Origin of the sequence: Paenibacillus sp. IHBB 3054 (genome assembly GCF_051594305.1) — a bacterium.
In the GTDB taxonomy this organism is placed as follows: domain Bacteria; phylum Bacillota; class Bacilli; order Paenibacillales; family Paenibacillaceae; genus Paenibacillus_AQ.
This window is the reverse complement of record NZ_JBOFBG010000017.1, coordinates 126,038-145,317: the sequence shown is the minus strand read 5'-3', so window position 1 is coordinate 145,317 and position 19,280 is coordinate 126,038. Positions and strand designations below refer to the sequence as shown.

At 49.8% G+C, this 19,280-nt stretch carries 15 protein-coding genes and 3 riboswitches; of the genes, 3 read left to right on the top strand and 12 right to left on the bottom strand.

The features are described 5' to 3' along the window. Positions 1-358 precede the first annotated feature (358 nt). The 9 genes from ACQ76X_RS19200 to ACQ76X_RS19160 form a co-directional block, all read right to left on the bottom strand. The gene (locus ACQ76X_RS19200) at positions 359-1,165 is read right to left on the bottom strand and encodes a transglutaminase-like domain-containing protein (RefSeq protein ID WP_438495472.1); all 807 of its coding nucleotides are present in this window, start codon (positions 1,163-1,165) and stop codon (positions 359-361) included. A gap of 13 nt (positions 1,166-1,178) precedes the next feature. Then, a riboswitch (cyclic di-GMP riboswitch) is annotated at positions 1,179-1,261 on the bottom strand. A 73-nt stretch (positions 1,262-1,334) separates the two neighbouring features. After that, positions 1,335-1,416, bottom strand: a riboswitch (cyclic di-GMP riboswitch). A gap of 77 nt (positions 1,417-1,493) precedes the next feature. Further along, on the bottom strand, positions 1,494-2,105 hold the full coding sequence (locus ACQ76X_RS19195) for a class D sortase (protein WP_438495471.1): 612 nt from the start codon (positions 2,103-2,105) through the stop codon (positions 1,494-1,496). A gap of 96 nt (positions 2,106-2,201) precedes the next feature. After that, a complete protein-coding gene (locus ACQ76X_RS19190) occupies positions 2,202-2,606 on the bottom strand; it encodes a GtrA family protein (protein ID WP_038585638.1) in 405 nt (134 codons plus the stop codon). Then, positions 2,596-3,576, bottom strand: a complete 981-nt coding sequence (locus tag ACQ76X_RS19185) for a glycosyltransferase family 2 protein (RefSeq protein ID WP_038585635.1) — start codon at positions 3,574-3,576, stop codon at positions 2,596-2,598. The genes ACQ76X_RS19190 and ACQ76X_RS19185 overlap by 11 nt, the downstream gene beginning before the upstream one ends. A gap of 43 nt (positions 3,577-3,619) precedes the next feature. Next, complete coding sequence (locus ACQ76X_RS19180) at positions 3,620-7,444, bottom strand: phospholipid carrier-dependent glycosyltransferase (RefSeq protein WP_438495470.1); 3,825 nt, start codon at positions 7,442-7,444, stop codon at positions 3,620-3,622. Further along, entirely contained in the window at positions 7,441-9,444 is a 2,004-nt protein-coding gene (locus ACQ76X_RS19175) for a glycosyltransferase family 39 protein (RefSeq protein ID WP_438495469.1), read from the bottom strand. Before ACQ76X_RS19175 ends, ACQ76X_RS19180 begins: the two co-directional genes overlap by 4 nt. Before the next feature lie 175 nt (positions 9,445-9,619). Further along, a complete protein-coding gene (locus tag ACQ76X_RS19170; RefSeq protein WP_342438263.1) occupies positions 9,620-11,020 on the bottom strand; it encodes an NCS2 family permease in 1,401 nt (466 codons plus the stop codon). A gap of 127 nt (positions 11,021-11,147) precedes the next feature. Next, positions 11,148-11,247, bottom strand: a riboswitch (purine riboswitch). A 117-nt stretch (positions 11,248-11,364) separates the two neighbouring features. Continuing rightward, the gene (locus tag ACQ76X_RS19165) at positions 11,365-11,766 is read right to left on the bottom strand and encodes a nuclear transport factor 2 family protein (protein WP_438495468.1); all 402 of its coding nucleotides are present in this window, start codon (positions 11,764-11,766) and stop codon (positions 11,365-11,367) included. Positions 11,767-11,879: 113 nt separating this feature from the next. After that, positions 11,880-12,035, bottom strand: coding sequence for a hypothetical protein (locus tag ACQ76X_RS19160; protein WP_438495467.1), 156 nt, complete (start codon positions 12,033-12,035; stop codon positions 11,880-11,882). A 98-nt stretch (positions 12,036-12,133) separates the two neighbouring features. On the opposite strand from ACQ76X_RS19160, the gene ACQ76X_RS19155 reads away from it, so the two are divergent. From ACQ76X_RS19155 to ACQ76X_RS19145, 3 genes are all read left to right on the top strand, one after another. Next, entirely contained in the window at positions 12,134-12,529 is a 396-nt protein-coding gene (locus tag ACQ76X_RS19155; RefSeq protein ID WP_438495466.1) for a hypothetical protein, read from the top strand. Continuing rightward, positions 12,526-12,804 carry a hypothetical protein gene (locus ACQ76X_RS19150; RefSeq protein ID WP_438495465.1) on the top strand — a complete coding sequence of 93 codons (279 nt, stop codon included), beginning with the start codon at positions 12,526-12,528 and terminating at the stop codon, positions 12,802-12,804. The genes ACQ76X_RS19155 and ACQ76X_RS19150 overlap by 4 nt, the downstream gene beginning before the upstream one ends. Before the next feature lie 85 nt (positions 12,805-12,889). Continuing rightward, complete coding sequence (locus ACQ76X_RS19145) at positions 12,890-13,552, top strand: metallophosphoesterase (protein WP_438495464.1); 663 nt, start codon at positions 12,890-12,892, stop codon at positions 13,550-13,552. Between the two features lie 85 nt (positions 13,553-13,637). Here ACQ76X_RS19145 and guaA read toward each other — a convergent pair whose 3' ends face one another. The 3 genes from guaA to ACQ76X_RS19130 form a co-directional block, all read right to left on the bottom strand. Then, the gene (gene guaA / locus ACQ76X_RS19140) at positions 13,638-15,176 is read right to left on the bottom strand and encodes a glutamine-hydrolyzing GMP synthase (protein ID WP_438495463.1); all 1,539 of its coding nucleotides are present in this window, start codon (positions 15,174-15,176) and stop codon (positions 13,638-13,640) included. A gap of 218 nt (positions 15,177-15,394) precedes the next feature. After that, the gene (locus tag ACQ76X_RS19135) at positions 15,395-17,779 is read right to left on the bottom strand and encodes a DUF4129 domain-containing transglutaminase family protein (protein ID WP_438495462.1); all 2,385 of its coding nucleotides are present in this window, start codon (positions 17,777-17,779) and stop codon (positions 15,395-15,397) included. Next, positions 17,748-19,145: a DUF58 domain-containing protein gene (locus ACQ76X_RS19130; protein ID WP_438495461.1), complete on the bottom strand. Its 1,398-nt coding sequence runs from the start codon at positions 19,143-19,145 to the stop codon at positions 17,748-17,750. Before ACQ76X_RS19130 ends, ACQ76X_RS19135 begins: the two co-directional genes overlap by 32 nt. Between the last annotated feature and the right edge of the window lie 135 nt (positions 19,146-19,280).

Below are 19,280 nucleotides of genomic sequence, written 5' to 3'. Positions count from 1 at the left end.
ATTTAGAAAGAGCGATTGCTCAATTTGAAACATCTGACGAGAATTTACATTCTCTAATTTTGGATCTCACTTGCGTGATTTCCATACTCACTCGTTGTTCAGTTTTCAAAGATCAAGCTCGTTGTCAGTGTCGATTATCTCGTCACCAGCAACTCTTATAATATATCACGTTTGATTTAGAAACGCAAGCTTTTTTTTGAAACAACTTTTCAGCCATTCCTTATTTACTTGGGTGCGCTCTAACAACGCTTACCTATAATACCCCACATCAATATAAAAAAGCAACCCCTTAAACAAAAAAAGATAACCGGCTTAAATATTAAGCGGGTTATCTTAGGGTAATCATCATTCTACAGGATTAGTAGATCTTAGCTGCTGTATATTTGCTCGACGCTTTGATGAAGCTTGTTTCTTTGTTCTTACCCAATCCGGCGTCCACTGTCGTATCGATCGTTACCCATTTGCCGTTAAGCAATACTTCATTCCAGGCATGGTATACAGATACATAACTCGTATTGCCCATTACCAGCTTCGTCGGAATTCCTTCACTGCGGAGCATGGTGGCGAACAAAGATGCATAATCGTAGCAAATCCCTTTCTTACTAGCGAGTGTGTTATCGTTGTTCGGGATATAATCCTGCGTAACATTAGCTGCTAAGGTGTAGTCGTACTTTACATTCGCCACGATGTAATTATAGATAGCTTGTACCTTTGCTTCATCAGTGGTCAGCCCTTGCGTGAGCTGCTTAGCTTTCAGTACTGCTTTATCGGAAGAATTCCATTTCACATTCTGTACGGAACTCAAATATACGGCGTTGGTGTTGCTCATGCTCAGATCTACGGTTTCGGAAGAAAGCACTTTGTATTTGTTGCCGCTGGTGTTCTCTAAGACTGACACTTTATAAGCGCCATTCCCCTGCTGCAGTGGAAACGTTTCTGTAGATTTGGAGGCATATAAATTATAAGAGTAGCTCTTATTGTCTTTGGTAATCATGAGCTTGATACGTTTGTCCTTGGGAACATCATAGGAAACTTGGACAACCCCTTGGCTCAATTGCGATGTATTTAACCAGCCTGACTCTACGCTGGATGCGTTAGCTGTGCTTACTTGAACAGAAGTAACCAGGACGAACAAGGTCAAGAACATATAATAGAACTTCTTCATGGATAAAACCCCTTTCGGTAGCTGGCTGCCATCCGTACCCGGGAAGGCCCTTTAGCTTTGCGTCCCTACCTTTCGATAGGTTTGCCGTTATCGTTTAAGCTTTATCTGTTCCTACTACTATTGGAATATACTAGATTCATCTTAAGAACAAACAAAAAAAGCCTCTTCATTCGGTAGCTGGCTGCCATCCTTACAGGGAAGGCCCTTTAGCTTTGCGTCCCTACCTTTCGATAGGTTTGCCGTTATCGTGTTTAGCTTTTATAGTTATATAGTATCATATTAATGCCTAGTTACAAGACCTAAATCACTAGATTTCTACTTAATTCATTTAAATTTTTATAATTTTCGCGTGGATAATCAATCGATGGGTCGGATTTACCAAAGGATCACATGTAATGAGGGTAAGGATCTTATCTTGTTTATTCCCGTTCAGTACAGACACATCCGTAGGCTCAACAATCGAGATATCATAAACCTCGTATTTATACTCCTGATCGCTTGTCTTGACGGAAATGGTATCTCCGACCTTTACTTCGTTCAGTCTGTTGAATAATCTCCCTGCAGTCCTAGACCTGTGTGCAGCTATGGCAGCATTGCCTATTTCACCGATTGGAGCGGTTTCCTTCATATGGGCTGCGGCATGCTTCATGTTGGCTTTGGTCGCCCCTTCCAATATGGGCAATTTCAAATCGATTTTGTCGATTGTGATGATTCCGGTCACTTTGCCGCCGACCTCTATTTCCTGCTCTGCCGGTTCGGCAGCCTGTGCTGGTTCATCCCCAGCTGATTCTTCTGCCAGCAGTGCAGTGACCTCGGCGTACTGTTTTTTCAGATCGGGCTCTGACGAAGGGGCCAGCTCACTATAAGCCTGTTCAGCCTCCTTCAGCAGCTTCTCTTGCTGCCGGTCGTCATACCATTCGCTCGCTTTTGGATACAGCATGACTAGAACTCCTGCAATTATGATCAAATAGGAAAACTTACGCATCAAATCCCCCCGATCTTTAAGATAAAGAAACTCCACGGCCCAACATCTGACTTAAAATACCCATTTACGGCTGCCAAAGAAATTGATGATGACGGTGACGAACGTAACCAGCACTTTGGAAATCAGCACCTGAACTCCAAATTTGTCCGTTAGCAGATGCATCAGCAGCACTGATATCCCCAGTACAACCAGGTTCAGTATGATGAATCGGACTAATTGCATACGGTCAAAACTGTCCTTGCTAGCCTGACTCTTATCCTTAAAGGTCACCTTCTTGTTCCAAAAGAAACTGTTCGCTGTCCCTGCGCTATAAGAAATAATCTGTGCCGGGGTGTTCATCATACCTAGAGAATGCAGCAAGGTAAATACGGCGAAATCAATCAGCGTATTCAGTAAGCCTACAGCATTAAATTTTAAAAACTGGATAAATCCCGCATTCAGCTTCCTATCTGCCATAATCATTGTCCTCTTGCCGCTCCTCATGCTCCCCGCCCCGGTAACCCTTGGTCTCACGCACGATATACAGCGGTCTATCCTTGGATTCATCATATATCCGTCCAATATATTCACCTATTACGCCAAGCAGCATCAGCACGATGCCGTTAAACAACAAATTGACGCCGACGATGGAAGCCCAGCCCGGAACCGTCCATGAGGTGAAAAAGATTCTCTGGAACAATACAAAGAACAGATACACAAAGCTGGAGAAGGAGAGAAAGAAGCCTACATATGAGGCTATTTTCAGCGGCTTATGTGAAAATGAGGTGATGCCGTCAACCGCAAACCGGATCATTTTCTTCAGCGGGTATTTGGTTTCACCTGCAAAACGTTCCTCCCGCACATATTCCACCATCGTCTGCCGGAAGCCGACCCAGCTCACCAAACCTCTGACATAGCGGTTTTTCTCTTTGAGACCGCGCAGCACATCGCATACTTTACGGTCGATGAGCCGGAAGTCGCCTGTATCGGTGGGAATCTCCACACTGGTCATGCTGCTGAGCAGACGGTAAAAGAGCTTGGCGGTCACTTTCTTGAAAATAGTCTCCCCATGCCGTTTCAGCCGTTTGGCGTAAACTACCTCATAGCCCTCTTTCCACTTGGCAATCATCTGCAAAATGACCTCGGGCGGATCTTGAAGATCCGCGTCAATCACCACAACAGCTTGGCCTTGCGCATAGTCCATTCCGGCCGTAATCGCGACCTGATGACCGAAGTTACGGGAGAAGTCAATCAGCTTAACATGCTCGTCGCTGCTGCTGATTCCACTCATGATCTCAGCTGTGCGATCCCGGCTCCCGTCATTGACGAAGATCAGTTCATAGGTATCACCGCATTCGTCCATGACTTTCTTAAGCCGCTCATACGTATATTGAATAACTTCTTCCTCATTGTACATGGGGACAATTACACTGTATCTGGCTTTCACCTTTGTTCCTCCTAAAAGTTTTGTAGCATTACGTGCTCCCCTCCTAGAATACCCAGGAAGGGAACCAGCGCAGTACATCCGTCACATATTCTTTGTCAACCACCATTCCCGACAACACCGGATAGAACAGTACAAAAAGCAGCGCTGCGACAGCTACGTATGCATACCGGATGTACCTGGCTTCCCGATATTTGCTGTCCAGCAGCTTCATGATATATACAATAGCAAGAATCATGAACGGTACCATCGCAAAATAATGGTATAGGAACGTCTCACGCGGTACAAGCATCCAAGGGACATACTGCGAGAAAAAGCCGATCCAGATCATGTACATGCTTTTGTCTTTCCGTTTTACGGTAAGCCATACCGTAGCCAGCATCGCGAAGATCCCGGTCCACCAGATTAGCGGATTGCCTATGGTGACTATGCTGCTTACCTTGCCTTCCGGCAATCCTTCGCCGCCGCTGAAGAACCATACCGGCCGTTTCATAAACGGCCATTCCCACCAGGAGGAAGCAAACGGATGCGTGGCGACAAGCTGGCTGTGGTAGTTATACATATTCTTTTGCGCATCGATCAAGCCTTTTACAGTAAACCCGTCGGCTGTTACGGACAGCGCAGGGATAAAGGACAAGCTATAGATAACGGCAGGAATAACTACAAAGAATACAACACAGCTGGCCAGCGTAACGATTGTGTTCTTCCAGAAGGAACTATCTGCCGTCCGGCAGGCGTCCTTAAGCTCCTGGTCACTTAACTTGCCTTCTGCCAGCACACGCCCAGCGGCCTTATGTTCCCTATAGCGTTCAAATAAGGCGAGCGCCAGCATAATGGCCAGCCCGGCTCCTCCATAGAGCACAATCCATTTGGAGGCGACGCCGATGCCGAAGAACAATCCGGACCAGAACAGCGGGATAAGTGTCTTACGCAGCGGAACACGGTAGAAATTCATCGTGAAATACCGCTGCATGAAATAGAACATTAACATGATGAAGAATACGCCGTATACATCAATTGTAGAAATCCGCGTCTGCGTAAAATGCATGAAATCCAGTGCGAACAGTCCCGCGGCGAGGGCGGCGTATATGCTCTTTTTGAACAAGCGCAGCGCCATGATATAGATTAGCGGCAGCATGGCGATTCCGAACAAAGTACCGATAATCCGCCAGCCGAACGGATTAACACCGAATACCTCCATGCCGATAGCAATCAGAAGCTTGCCGAGCGGCGGGTGGGTATTCTCATAAGGGACGATGCCATGCGTGTATTCATAAGCTGTCCGTGCATGGTAAATCTCATCAAAATAGGTGCTGTTCATGAAACCGGTATTTTCCGGTATGATTGACTGTTCGTCAAACAGGTTGGAGGGGACGCCTCTTTTTGGCGCTGCACCGGCATCCGGGGTGACACTTGTAACCGGAAGCGGAGTTTTTCCGCCCCCCTGCTCGTAGAAGGCCATTTCATTTAAGGTAAAGCCCGGTGAAGTCACCGTAAGTTTCACGTATCTTGCCGCAACGTTCAGCGGCTGGCTTTTCCAGATGAATACATTGCCGACTTCCTCATTCACATCGAGCGGACTGCTCCAGGCATCCGGCGTCTGGCTGAATTCCAGTTTGAATTTACCGGTCCCGACACCTCCAAATACGTTGACACGCTCCAACTGGCGGCTCTGGCCCAGATCGGCATAAAAACTTTCGCCGCTGGCGGCTGGTTCCCATAAGGTTTCGGGAGCTTTTGAAGAGCCCAGGTGGTAAAGAGCCAGGGCTGCGTAGACAGCAGTAATGGCCAGCATCCAAATCCAGTCTTTACGCTGCAGTCTGAACCTGGATCTCTTACCCGGCTGCGGAAGCGGACGAAGCTCCTCGGCGAGTTTCATATCAGCTTCATACTTCTCTGCCGGGGCAGAAGGCAGCGGAAGCAGCTTCGTTTCGTTACGGATATACAACGAATACCCAATGTACAGCATATATAGCAACAAAGCGAGATTGGCAATCGACGTAACCAGAACAATTCCGTCCGAAGGCGGATTATTTCCGGCGTTCAGATGGGCAAGCGTGTAGCCTACATTAATGTATTGCGTCAGCGAAAATCCGAGAAACAGTGTCAGAAAACGGCGGTCCCGGCTTTCAATATAAGCGAACAGCGAGAGAATCAGAACCGGATACATGTAACGCTCATGCATTTTGGTTCCGAGTACAAACATAATGACAATCAGCACCATGCCGATGAAGAAAGATTTGGACAGCTCCTTGCGGTCCCGCTTAAAGGAATAATACGCCGCCACGGCTACTGCTGCCAGGATGCAGACATAACCCCAGACCCGGTACGTAATCCCAAGCCATGTAAAATCGAGCGGGGACCACATCGGGTCAGTCAGTGCATAGAGATTAAACGCATTAACCGTAGAATACGGATAGGAAGACAGCGTGCTCTTATACAGATCAATAAGCGCGCCTAACCCGCCGTTATTCCAGAAGAATGGTGCCGCCAGCAAGGCAAAGATCCCAAGTCCGTAAAGAGCGCCCACCGTAAGCTGCTTCCAGGCCCGGTGATGATAGAAGGCAAACAGCAGGACTGGTGTGAAGATAAGTGCCTGCGGTTTGATCAGCGTGGCCAAGGCAAAAAATATCGCTGCACGCACAAAGGCTTTATCGGAGGCCCCGGCAATGCTAAGCAGCAAGAACACTAAAAAGAACGAATCTGCCTGTCCCCAGGCAGCAGAATCCATCAGCACCGCCGGATTAAACAGGAAGAGCAGCGTTAAGCCGATTGCCATGCCTGATCCGAGCTTTTTGCGGCCGCCTTTGTAAATCAAATACCCCAGCACCAGATCGGAAAGGATCGCCGGCAGTTTAAAGAGCAGCGTTTCCCCGCCTGAGCCATGCGCCAAGCCGAATAAACCGCGGATCGAGGCCAAAAGGTACAATATATATAAATACCCTGGAGGATAGTCTGCAAAATACCCCTCCACATAGAACTTGCCCGGACCCAAATCCACCATGCGCTGGCCCCAGGCTATAAAGGTATTCATGTCATTCTGATAGCCCTGCGCAGTCAGGCCAATCCAGACCCGCAGGATTAAAGCAGCTCCAACGATGAGATAAAGCCATCTTGTATAAATCACATCCGGCTGCTTCAGCAGTCTGTCGCTCCTGAAGGCTCTATTATATAGAAAAGCGAAAAACACACTGAATAACGCCGAGATCAGCAGCAGCTTGGCCGGTGATACCTTATGCGGAGTTTCCTCTGCCGGATTGTCACCTCCCTGGGCGGCGGCGCCGCTATCCAGTGAAATGACGCCAGCTCCCTCGGGGGCAGCATCCAGCTGTTCTACAGCCAAATCATCGAAATAAGCTTTGCCCTGAATCAAATTGGCGTATCCGCCAAGGGCTGCACCTATACCAAGTTCAGTCTGCTCTTTCCCGGTCTGACCAATAAACTCAAGATACTGCCAGTCTCCGGCAGTATCGGTTGTAGCGGGATACCCGCTGCCGATGCCGACCGGGAATATATTAGCCCCCAGCCCCTGGCCTGCGGCGCTGGCGATTTTGACAAACCCTGAGATCTTGTAATAGCTGTCTGGAGCAACGCTTATATTCTGCACCCATTTCAGATGATTCGGTTCAAGATTCTCAATGACTGCGGCTTTACTGCCGGAATGAACCTCCTCGGACTGGACCGACAATACGCCGGAGCCGTCTCCGGATATCCATGCATCCTTGGTCCAGCTGGAGGGTGCACCCTCCTCCCCATCTTCAAAGCCTGGATTCTGCAATAAGTTTCCTTCTGCATAGATGCTTGTTACCGGAAGCAGAAACAATAACAGCATCAAAACAATGATAGCAGCCGCGCGTGTATTTTTGATCATCGTTCCAACCTCACCTCGTCAATGTTAATCCAGCTGTTCCCGCCGGTTATAAAAATCTCTGCCCGATCTCCCTGATTTAGAGCAACAGGCGGCAGTGTAATCTGATGGTATTCGTCTCCCTTGGTCAGCTCTGCTTCAGCCTGCACGATACCGTTCACCCGCAATCTGATCTTTCCACCCTCGCCGCCGGCACTGACCATGGCTGACAGCTTGTATTCCCCCGGCTCTGTTGGTGCTGTAAAAGCCTGCACGACACTTTTGTCACCACCGGCATCAAGATAGGCAAGATAAGTTCCGGCACCCGGGTTATTGCTGGCAACCCCCGTTCCCTCTGAAAAGCTCCAGCCTGCAGCCCCCTCTTCAAAACCACCGTTTGAAAACTCCTTATCCGCTGTTGTGTCCAGGGGCGTTCCCCCGTCTGCATACTCTTTAACAAGAAGAACACTATAATTGGCAAAATGCTTGACCGTCCCCTCTCCTGCCACGGCTTCAGGGAGGGGGGTTCCGTTCCTGAAGAGATATGCCGAATTCCCAGTCACAACGTCCGGTTCGCCGAACCTGTATCTGCCAAAGGCAGATACCTGCTGAAACGCCGCTCCCGGATTGGCATAGACAACAGATTCCAGAAAATCATGCGGATTGATTCTTTCGTAAAACAGCACAAAGATATAAGGCATATTGATTTCATCCGTAATGTAGACGTCTTCTGTACTGTGTTCAGATGCATATTGTATCGCCTCACCCAGCGAATCATAAAACGCCGGACCGATACGCCCGGGGAATTCACGGAAATATGCATTCGTGAATGACCCGAACAAAATGGTGAAAGCAAGAGCAGACAGGATACCTGCAATTTTTAATTTTTGGTATAGCCATGTAAACCCTGCTGCAACCAGCAGGATCAACGGATAAAAGATAATGTTGATCCGGTTGATATTCACACTCGTGATAAAGGCCATGAGTATGGCAAGGGAGAGCCACAGCAGCACAACCGCATGCGGGATACCCTTGCGGCAGCGTGTCCGCAGCGTATGAATCATCACAAGAAGGCCAGCTATAGCAAAAGGCAAAGCGATCGGGTAAGCATAGCCATACGGTGAGATTGAATTCCACGGCAGGCCGTCGCTTCCACTGAGTAGTATTTTGCCAAAAGCACTAAAATTGTCTGCAGCGGTCTGCAGCAGCTGTCCGCTGAATACGGAAGAGACCTCTTCTACACGCGGCATAGTTAATTTGGGAATAGAAAAGAATGGAGTCGCTATCCCCGGCTGTTCATAGCGGTTGATAACTACAAATAAAAATATGGGAAGGGCCAGCAGGATTAATAGTGCGCTGTTCCACAATAATGTCCGTAATTTTAGCGCTCTACTATACAATAGAAGAAGTGCGGTGCCTAAGGCAAATAAAGGTACAAAAAAGTAAGCTGTTCCGTATGCATAAAGCGACAGGGCCAGCAGGATTGTAAAACCGTAAGTCCATTTGGCGCTGCGGAAGGATTTCAGTCCAAAATATACCGCAATACATACCAGGGTAGGCAGCAGGTTGGACTCCAGCGCCCATCTCGACATCATAATATGCCAAGGATTAATCGCGATAAAGAACATGGCGGCAAGACCGGCAACTTTCGATGGGAACAGCTGCCTCATAATTAAATAGAAAAATAGCATGCCCAGCAGCCCCATCACGATACTTACCGCCCGCACAGACAGTGGTGTCAGCCCGAACAGCAGGAGAAAAGGCAGCGATAAATAGGCATAAAGTGCATTTTGCCCGCTGCCCCAGGAAATGAGATGAATGGGCAGATGAACGCCGTTGCGGTCTATCCCATAATGCAGGATGGCATAAGCATCATAGCCTATGGATGCTTCATCCTGGTTAAGTCCCGGAGGGATACTCCCTATGTATATCACCCGCACGATGGCCCCCAGCAGGAAGATCAGCAATGGCCAAGGGTTGTTCTTCCAGGAGCTGTACGCTCTATTAACAATGCCGGACAACATTAATCACCTCTTCAACAATATAATCTAAATGCCGGTTGAAGAAAAGACCGGGACCGGTCATTGTCCCTGGCCGAAACCGCAAGATACGGATGCTTTGATTCTTGTTATGTTACAGCAAAACGGCCCCTTCATCACTGAAGGAGCCGTAATATTCGGGTTTGTATTAGAGGTAGACTTAGCCTTGGCTGCCGATCAACACGTAGCGCAGCACAATGAGAACGGCGAGCACCCACATCATCCAGTGGATATCGTATTTCTTCTTGCCTGCCAGATTGGCTACACAAGCCAGGATTACATAGGTAACAATCCCGAACGAAATGCCGTTGGCAATGTTGTAAGTGAACGGCATGATGACGAAAGTCAGGAACGCTGGAATAGCATAAACCATATCCTGAAAGTCGATCTCGCGAATCGATTGCGCCATAAGCACACCGACCACAATCAATGCCGCTGCCGTAGCGGACCCAGGAATTAGCGCAACCACCGGAGCAAGGAACAAAGCAAGCAGGAAGCAAACACCAGTTGTTACGGCAGTCAGACCTGTCCGGCCGCCTTCAGCAACCCCGGCAGCACTTTCTACATAAGCGGTAGTGGTGGAAGTACCCAGCATCGCACCGCCGGCAACAGCAACCGCATCAACAAACATCGCATTGCCGACACGTCTCTTGCCATCTTCCTTGTCCTTCATAATTCCCGCACGTTCAGCAGTACCGACAAGCGTGCCAAAGGTATCAAACAATTCTACGAACGTAAAGGTGGCAATTGCGGAAACAATACCGGTGTGCATAATGCCTTCCCAGTCAAATTCCCAGAAATTCAGCTGTGTGAAATCAGGAACCCAAGGCGTCTGTGGATTGTTCAGCGAGCTGAAATCAACTGCACCCATGAGGATGGCGACAACGGTAGTTCCCAGAATTCCGAACAAAATCGCGCCGCGGACTTGCAGCACCATCAGAATGGAAATCAGCAGCAAGCCGATGATGACCAGCTGAACATTGGTATTTTCAAGGCTGCCCATATGAATAACGGTTTCGAAGGACAACACATCAGTGAACTTGTTAGCAGCAATGTCGCTGCCGGCTTCAACGCCGATAGTCATAAGACCGCTGTTCTTCAAGCCGATAATGGTAATAAACATCCCGATCCCAACGGTAATGGCATGCTTCAGATTGTCAGGGATTGCTGTGAGCAATATTTGCCGCACCCTCGTTACCGTCAGCAGGATGAAGATGATACCGGAAATGAATACGGCAGTCAGACCCATCTGCCAGGTGAATTCATGTTCAGTTGTAGCCGAGGATAAAACCACGGATGCGAAATATGCATTAAGGCCCATACCAGGCGCCAGAGCTACCGGGAAATTAATGAAAAGTCCCATGGCAATTGTAAAAATACCAGCTGCCAGCGCTGTAGCCAGAAACACGGAATACCAGCCCATGTCAATCCGGCCAAAAGCCGTCAAAGTGCTGGGATTAACCGAAAGAATGTAAGCCATTGCCATGAATGTGGTCAGACCGGCCATAATCTCTGTGCGTACTGTGGTGCCGTTTTCTTTCAACTTGAAAAAGCGATTCAAATTGTTCTCCCCCTAAGGTCTATGTGAGTATCTCGCGCGCAACAGAAAAGCCGGTATCTTGGTAGACACCGGCCCGAAAAAAGAGGATTCACCTGCCTGTCTTCAGCGCAAAGGCCAAAGATTCCGGGAACTCGCTCTTCTTAATCGTAGCCAGGTCATTACGGTGACCTTGTAGAGACTTTCGGGCCGATTCCCGAAATTATACGAATATTTATGTTGCTCAACGCTTTATCATTTTAGGTGTACATCACATAAGTTGTCAATGGCAAATACGAACAATACGCGTTATATTTTTATAATTGTTCGTAAATCAAACATTTTCATGACAAAATCTGCAGGAATGGTTAATCTGGAACCTCACTCATAGGATACGGGCGGTATTTCTCTGTTTTCATTGCGAATTCCCGCAGTCTTGTAATACCTTCATCACTGCAGGAGATGATGGAGCATCCGTCAAACGTGCTGGTTGTGCCATCATAAAGACAAGTAAAGTGCCAGACATTGCTTACGGTTTGCTCCTTGGCATCAAAAAAGGATTCAAGGATATCCCATTGCAGAACCTTATTCCCTGGCTCATGCCAGCCGCGAAACCACTCCTGACATTCGAGAATGCCGGAGTATTCTGCCCCATCGCATTCTTCTATTCTGGCATCCTTATGTAAAACGCTAAGAAATGCAGCCTCATCCTGCTCCAGCCAAGCTGTGAAATAGACTGCCGCCAGCTGTTCGCCCTGGATCTGATTCATTTTCCCGCCTCCATTCTCCATTCAATCGTTAATGTCTGCGTGCAATTGCATGCTATCATTTTACCACCTATATAGATTGAACTTATGGTTTTATAGTACAGGAGCAGTCGCAACTACGGTGAATATTTGGGCTTCCGGCCGCTGTTGTCTTCGGATTTCTTGATCTTAACCGCTATTAGCGGTGGAAACCCGGAGACAAAGGCGGACACTACCGCTCCTCCAGTTCCAAAATCCCTTGCTCCTTCCCTTATCTCAAGTTTTAAGTTCAATTTGACGTACTCCTAATTAAGAGATACAATTCGTTTGGGCAAACACATTGTTTGGGTAAATCAAATTAAATTGATGCATTAACGTTAGGAGGTGCAAAATGCGAGTACAAATGTCTCTGTCAAGTCTTAGCCAAATTATTTTAAAAAAGAAAAAAGAAAATCATTTCCAAAATGAAGGTGCATCTATAACTTATGGATATATTACAGGAAATGCAATAAAGAATATTTTCAAACATGATATAAATAAAATTGATTGGTTGCATGTAAAAACATGCAAGTTAAAAGTTGAAAATGAAATAAGTGAAGACAAAGAATTTTCTACTATTTTGAATTTAGAAAACTCGGTTTTAGAAAAAATTACCGAGTTACAAATTTTTTTCAAAGGATACTTTGGAGCAAACAGAATTCATAGAGCTTTCGCAGTAAAATTAGCCTTAAAAGCTAATTATATGGAAGAAAACGGAATTAATATTTTTAAGGAGGATTACGCATGAGAATTATAACAAACCCTCTGTCATTTTATGAGCTAATAACGCGACATCATTTAAAGTTGCCAACAAGCCTATCTGACGCACGAAGAGTACAGAAAGCAAGTTGTAACCCCTCTTCATTTTGGGGAGAATTCGATTTTACAGACTCAGATGAAAGAAAGTTACGAATGCATTTAGAAAGCATTTATGAAGGTGAAATCAAAGCTAACTTCATTCCAAATTTCGCTTTGCGTTTCCTCAACATATCCCAATCGAACAGTAGCGGACAAGCTAAGTAATCTTATAACGGTCGGGAAAAGCGAGAAAGCAAAGCGGACTTTGATCTCCAATCAATTTATTAAACGATGATACAGGGGAATCCATATGGCAAATATCTACGCTATGAGCGATATACATGAAGAATTGGCTTTGTTCAAAGAAATGCTTAGTTTAGTTGATTTGAGCGAAAATAATCAGTTGATTTTATTGGGTGACTACATCGATATTCATTCGCAAGATTTATCAATTCTATATTTCATCAAAGAAATGCAAGAAAAGCATAAAGGTCAGGTAATTGTTTTAGCAGGAAATCATGAGTTTATGTTACTAGAGGATATAGAATCGAAGGCCAGTTTGTTTAATGATACTGCTCTTATAAATTGGCTTAAAGACTTGCCCTTTTATTATGAAACAGACACGCAAATATTTGTTCATGCAGGCATTGATGAAGAAGCAGAAGAACTTTGGAAGTGGGGATCAGAATATTATTATTTCTGCAGCAAATACCCTCATACAACAGGCAAATTTTTTAAAGATATTATTGCAGGGCATGTATCAACATCTGAAATTAGTGGCAACGCGGATTATCATAACGTTTTTTGGGACAAGCAAAGCCACTTCTATATCGACGGTGATACTCGTGTGAGCAAGACAATACCTGTTCTGAAGTATGATACTGCTTCAGGCAAATACTCAAGTTTTAAGAGGATAAAACGAGATGACGGTAGCTTTGTTTGGCAAGAATACGTGCTAAAGAAAGGTAAATAAATTTGGATAGGTTGCAAAATGGTTGCTGATAGACAAGAACAGAGCGTGAAAGCCTTATAAATAAAGACTTTCACGCTCTTTCTATCTATTCCCATTCAATCGTTGCAGGCGGTTTCGAGGTAATATCATAAACGATGCGGTTCACGTTATCCACTTCGTTGACAATACGTACGGAGATTTTCTCAAGAATATCCCACGGAATACGCGCCCAGTCAGCGGTCATACCGTCGATGGAAGTTACTGCACGGATGCCCACGGTGTAGGAATAAGTGCGCTCGTCTCCCATAACCCCGACACTCTTCATGTTAGGAAGTGCAGTGAAATACTGCCAAATTTCCTGGTCCAAACCGGCCTTGATGATTTCCTCGCGCAGGATGTAATCAGAGTCGCGGACAATCGTCAGCTTCTCTTCGGTCACTTCGCCCAATACGCGGATAGCAAGTCCAGGACCCGGGAATGGCTGGCGCCAGACGATGGCACGCGGCATGCCCAGCTCTTCTCCCAGTTTGCGGACCTCATCCTTGAACAGCGTGTTCAAAGGCTCGATCAGGCTGAACTTCATGTCTTCCGGCAATCCGCCGACATTGTGATGCGATTTGATAGTCTGTGCTGTTGCTGTTCCGCTCTCCACAATATCCGTATACAGTGTACCTTGGGCGAGGAATGCGAAGTCACCCAGCTTGGCCGATTCTTCGTCAAAGCAATAGATAAACTCGTTGCCGATGATTTTACGTTTTTGTTCGGGATCGGATACACCGGCCAGCTTGCCCAGGAAACGCTCGCGGGCATCAATCTTCACGACGTGAATATCGAATTTGCCAACAAAAGTCTCCATTACACTCTCTGCTTCGCCTTTGCGCAGCAGGCCGTGGTCGATAAACATACAGGTCAATTGATCGCCGATGGCCCGGTGAATCAGCATGGCCACAACGGAGGAATCCACACCGCCGCTGAGTGCGCAAAGCACCTTCTTGTCCCCGACTTTGGCACGGATATCCTTGATGGCATCGTCAATGAACGATTCCATCGTCCATTTGCCCTCGCAGCCGCAGATCTCGTACAGGAAGTTCGAAATCATCTCATTCCCGCTCACGGAATGGCGAACCTCCGGATGGAACTGCACCGCGAAGAATTTGCGGGCAGCATGGCTCATTGCGGCAATCGGCGCACTCTCCGTACCGGCATCCAGCTTAAATCCGGACGGAAGCTCCACTACATGGTCTCCGTGGCTCATCCATACCATCTGTTTGCTCTCTAGGCCTGTTGCAAGCACAGCACCCACTTCGAAATCGACATCAGCTTTACCGTATTCACGTTTGGCTGCACGTTCCACCTTGCCGCCGAGCTGCTGAGCCATGAGCTGCATGCCGTAGCAGATGCCGAAAATTGGCAGTCCCAAATCATAAATAGCCGGATCCAGCTGCGGTGCGTCCTCGGCATACACACTGCTTGGTCCTCCGGAGAATACGATCCCCTTCGGCGAAAGTGCTTTGATCTTCTCAATTGGCGTATTGTACGGCAGAAGCTCGCTGTATACCCCCAGGTCCCGAATTCTGCGCGCGATAAGTTGGTTATACTGTCCCCCGAAATCGAGAACGACGATCATTTCATTTGGCTTGTTCATTACGTGCCTCCCTTGATTATTGGATTCATTATACTCATGGATAAATCTCATCGTCAAGGAAAGGAGGACACGCATCTCTTATGCTTTTGGCGCAGTTCATCCGGCCGCTTGAACGATCTGAGGAGAGCGGAAAAGACTTATGGCATCTTTTGGTCAAGGTATCCGCTTCCATGCGGCCTATAAGGATTTATTGACCAGCCGGTGCCCGCCAGAAAGCCTCAGGTCAGGCGGAAAATGATGAGCAAGCAGCGGCTGATAAAGCCTGCGGCCTCCGCAGCGGCTGCATCCGGCGGCGGCGGCTGCGCCGGGCCGGGGTGCGGCGTGGCACGCTGCGCCTGTGCCGTGCCGCTGTACGCCAGGGTTTCCCACTGGCGGACGAACACCCGGACGGCGGCGCGCAGCCCCGCGTCCTCTATATTCAGGGAGGCTGCGTACTCCCTGGCCGTCACACCGGGCAGCGGCGGGCCGTACCGCGCCGCCAGCCCGTGCCAGGCCAGAGCGGCTGCGCGCAGCTGCCGCTCGCGGCTCACGCTGCCGGCGCGGCGCGCCGCCGGCAGCAGAGCCAGGCTGCGCCGCCAGCGCCAGGCGGCGGCGAGCACAATCGCCGCTGCAGCAGCAAGCGGCGCGGGGTTCCCGCCCGCCAGCGGCAGGGCGGGCAGGATGTCCGCGCCGGCAGCTGCGGACGCGGGGGTTCCCTGCGGCGCAGATGCAGCCGCAGCGGGGGCCGCCGCCGGACCTGCGGCGGCGAGGGCAGCGCCGGGGGTGGGATCAAACGGGATCCAGCCGGCGCCGGGGAAATAGACCTCCACCCAGGCATGGGCATCGCCTTGGGTAACGGCATAACGCTGCGGCAGGGAACCGGCCTCCGGTGTCCCCGGTCCATAGCCCTGGACATAACGGGCCGGAATGCCGCTACTCCGCAGCAGCACCGTCATCGCCGTGGCGAAATGCACGCAGTAGCCCTGCTTCGTCGTGAAGATGAAATCATCGGCGAAGTCGGCGCCGGCTGGCGGAATCCTCGTCTGCAGGCTATAAGAGTAGCCGCTCTGCAAATAATCGCGTACAGCGGCAACGGCATCATAGCGGCTTGCGGCAGAAGCTGTGAGCCGCTGTGCCAAGGCGGCGGTCCGCTTCGGCATTGCCGCGGGAAGCTGCAAATAACTATCGGCAATGGACTCTGGATCCTCACTGCCAAGAGCGCGAAGCACAGCCGGATCACTCTCCGGCAGCAGAGAGCTCACTGTATACCCGGCAATCTTCGCAGAGCTTGCCGTCTCAGGCAGGCGGAAGCTGTTCTTCTCCCGGTTCGCCAGCACATAGCCGAGACGGCTGCCGTCCGCCAGCCTCACCTCTTCCACGTTCACCACGGTTCCGGCGCTGAACAGCGGCAGATTGCCGGACATTGGCACGCCAAACTGGATTTGCTGTACCAATGTCCGGCCTTCGTCATTGGCGAATACCGGCAAGTCCTCGGCAGGCAAGCTCGTTAAACTAAACGGGAGGTATGCCGTTCCTTCCCTGATCCAGCGGCGGCCATCATAATAAGCTGAGCTTTCTCCTCTCCAGTAAGCCGGGCGGCTGGATGTGACCGTAAATACGGCTTTCGTACTGGGGGATAGCGGTGCCCCAAGCTCACCTTTGCCCGAACCGTAACCTGTAGTTCCTGCCTCAAGCCGGATTTCATCCTCCGTCTGCCGCTGAACTTGTCCACTCGCCCATTCCTGTAATTGATTAAATACCGGCTTCAGAGTAATAGGTACAGCCGGCCGCGTTCCATACAGCTGGCCGCCTATCCAGGATGCCGCCGTCAGCAGCATTGCCCCTGCGAGAGCATAACCTCCCCAGCGGGCATAGGGAAGACTGACCCGGCCGGTTCGCTCCTTCAGGCGCAGCAGCCCGCTCATGCCCTGCATCCACAGAATCAGTCCCGCAGTGACCAGCACTTCGCCGGTTGTCTTTACCCCAAATCCAATATCCAGCATCAGAAGATAACATACAGTCACAGCTGCGAAAAGAGCCGTGCTTCCTCTGTACAGCGCCAGCTGCTGCACGGAAGAAACCAGCAAACCCCAGCCCAATACCAGAATCAACAGCCGGCTGTTTTCACTTAGCTTCGAAATCTGTCCCGTGAACAACAGGACAGCGTCCTCAGGAATTCCTGCGACATAAGGGCCAAATTGCGCTATTCCTTCACTGCTGGCACAGGTGTATAGCCAAGTCAGAGCAATCAGAATAGACCGGATACTGAGCTGCAGCAGGCCCGGGAGCCGAAAGCAGCCCCATAGCAGCAGTGCCGCAGCAGAGAACATCAGGATTTCGAGCAATTCCGCAGTAGAGGGCAATGTTGTGGATCTGTGCAGCGGAAGCAGCCATGCCATGAACATTCCCATAATAGCCAAAGAGAACAGCAAACGATAATGCAGGGGGATGTCCTCCCTGTTATCGGTATAACTGTTCTCAGCTTGCCCATCCACCGCCTGTGGTTTAACCGTCACTGCCGGTTCGCCGAACGGCCCCTCGTCCTTCCAAGCGCTGGAAGAATCAGCCGACATTCCGGCAGTCCCCCGATATCTACCGTTCTGTCCGTTTCCCCGGAGATTCATGGAATTCCGCCCCCTTGTACCCGTATGACAGAGAGGAATTCTCCAGACAGTAGATCCGCGCTCCAAGCCGCTCCAGACTGCCCCCTACCGTCCCGGTATTACGCTGTGTGCAATCCCGCAGCCCTTCCTTCATCCCCGTTGATTGCTGCTGATTTACCGGAGCAGGCTGGTCCCACACAAAATAAATCTCCACCTTCACGCCCTGTACCAAGAACCGGGCAAGCGTCCGCGCGGATTCCTCCTCCAGCCTTCCTGTGATCACCGTTACCGTCATCCCCGGAATCCAGCTCCGTGAAGCATCTTCCAGCAGGTCGCTCAGGCTTCGGGTACCGTCGGGAGCAATTTCTGTAAGCATATCCTGCACTCTGGCAGGAATTTTGCCGAGTCCCTCATGTCTGGCCATGCCTTCCGGCCAGCCGCCGCTGAACAGCTGCACATATGTGCCGGAGCGCTCCGCTGCAAGCATCAGGCCCATTGCTGCAGATACAGCTTTTTCGAATGCCGGAGTGGTTGTGCCACGCAGCCCGCGCGGAGTGAGTGCTCCGTAGGGAATCTCATAATTCTCCGGGCTGTTGGCAAGAACGATACAAGCCATCCGCCCCTGTTCACGCACCGGTACCCTGCTCTGCAGCGTTCCCTTGCGGGCGCTGTTCTTCCAGTCAATCCGGCTAAGCGGATCACCCGGGGCATACTCACGGATATCTGCCGCTTCACTGCCGCTGTCTCTTCCCCTGCCCATGAGCATCATATCCCCGGCCAGCAGACCGCTCCCCGGCACAGTTGCCCCTACATAGAGCGGTCTGGGAAGCACTTTGAAGCTGTCCTTGAACTCCGGCTTGGTTCCGCCTGTGAACAGCCCCGGCAGATCTCCCCAGCTTATGCTGCAGCTCTGAAGCCGATGAGTTCCCCGGGGGACTTCCTGCAGCTCATAAGAATAGGTGAATTTGCGCCGGAACCCGGGAAACAGCAATTCCTGATGCCGCCGTCCGCCCCAGGTATCGGCAATGATCATCCACGGGAGTGGAATCCGTGAAGAGAAGCTAAGCTGCACTTCTACAGTCAACGTATCTCCGGCTGCCGGACGCAAAGGGGATATACGGCGGACAATCACCATTTTCCGTGGACCGCAGAGCTGCAGCAGGAGTCCGCCGAACATAAGAATTCCAGCTGCCGACAAGAGGAACAGCAGAGACGCACCTCCACGCCATGCATATAAAGCACCGATGACTGCCGTTATAGCCAGCATCCGAAGCCATTCGCCTAAAACACTGCGGTTTCGCGGGACAGGCCGGATCATGTCACCCGGAGAATCAGACTTCTGCTGCTGCATATTTTTTTCTTGCTCTATTAATGATGAAGAGGACAAGGTGACACCCTTCCTTCGGCCATAGACTAGCTCCGCCCTGCTGCTGCGATCAACGAGGAAGTACTTTCGGGAGCCTATTACTGTCTATTCTTCCCACGAAAAAGAGTGCCCAAACCCTTGGAGGTTACTTTGGTC

Excerpts from the sequence above, each read along its gene's own strand:
- ACQ76X_RS19135 (WP_438495462.1), bottom strand. The coding sequence starts at position 17,779 with ATGAATCTCCGGGGAAACGGACAGAACGGTAGATATCGGGGGACTGCC.
- ACQ76X_RS19200 (WP_438495472.1), bottom strand. The coding sequence starts at position 1,165 with ATGAAGAAGTTCTATTATATGTTCTTGACCTTGTTCGTCCTGGTTACT.
- ACQ76X_RS19175 (WP_438495469.1), bottom strand. The coding sequence starts at position 9,444 with ATGTTGTCCGGCATTGTTAATAGAGCGTACAGCTCCTGGAAGAACAAC.
- ACQ76X_RS19180 (WP_438495470.1), bottom strand. The coding sequence starts at position 7,444 with ATGATCAAAAATACACGCGCGGCTGCTATCATTGTTTTGATGCTGTTA.
- ACQ76X_RS19145 (WP_438495464.1), top strand. The coding sequence starts at position 12,890 with ATGGCAAATATCTACGCTATGAGCGATATACATGAAGAATTGGCTTTG.
- ACQ76X_RS19165 (WP_438495468.1), bottom strand. The coding sequence starts at position 11,766 with ATGAATCAGATCCAGGGCGAACAGCTGGCGGCAGTCTATTTCACAGCT.
- ACQ76X_RS19195 (WP_438495471.1), bottom strand. The coding sequence starts at position 2,105 with ATGCTGTATCCAAAAGCGAGCGAATGGTATGACGACCGGCAGCAAGAG.
- guaA (WP_438495463.1), bottom strand. The coding sequence starts at position 15,176 with ATGAACAAGCCAAATGAAATGATCGTCGTTCTCGATTTCGGGGGACAG.
- ACQ76X_RS19150 (WP_438495465.1), top strand. The coding sequence starts at position 12,526 with ATGAGAATTATAACAAACCCTCTGTCATTTTATGAGCTAATAACGCGA.
- ACQ76X_RS19190 (WP_038585638.1), bottom strand. The coding sequence starts at position 2,606 with ATGGCAGATAGGAAGCTGAATGCGGGATTTATCCAGTTTTTAAAATTT.
- ACQ76X_RS19155 (WP_438495466.1), top strand. The coding sequence starts at position 12,134 with ATGCGAGTACAAATGTCTCTGTCAAGTCTTAGCCAAATTATTTTAAAA.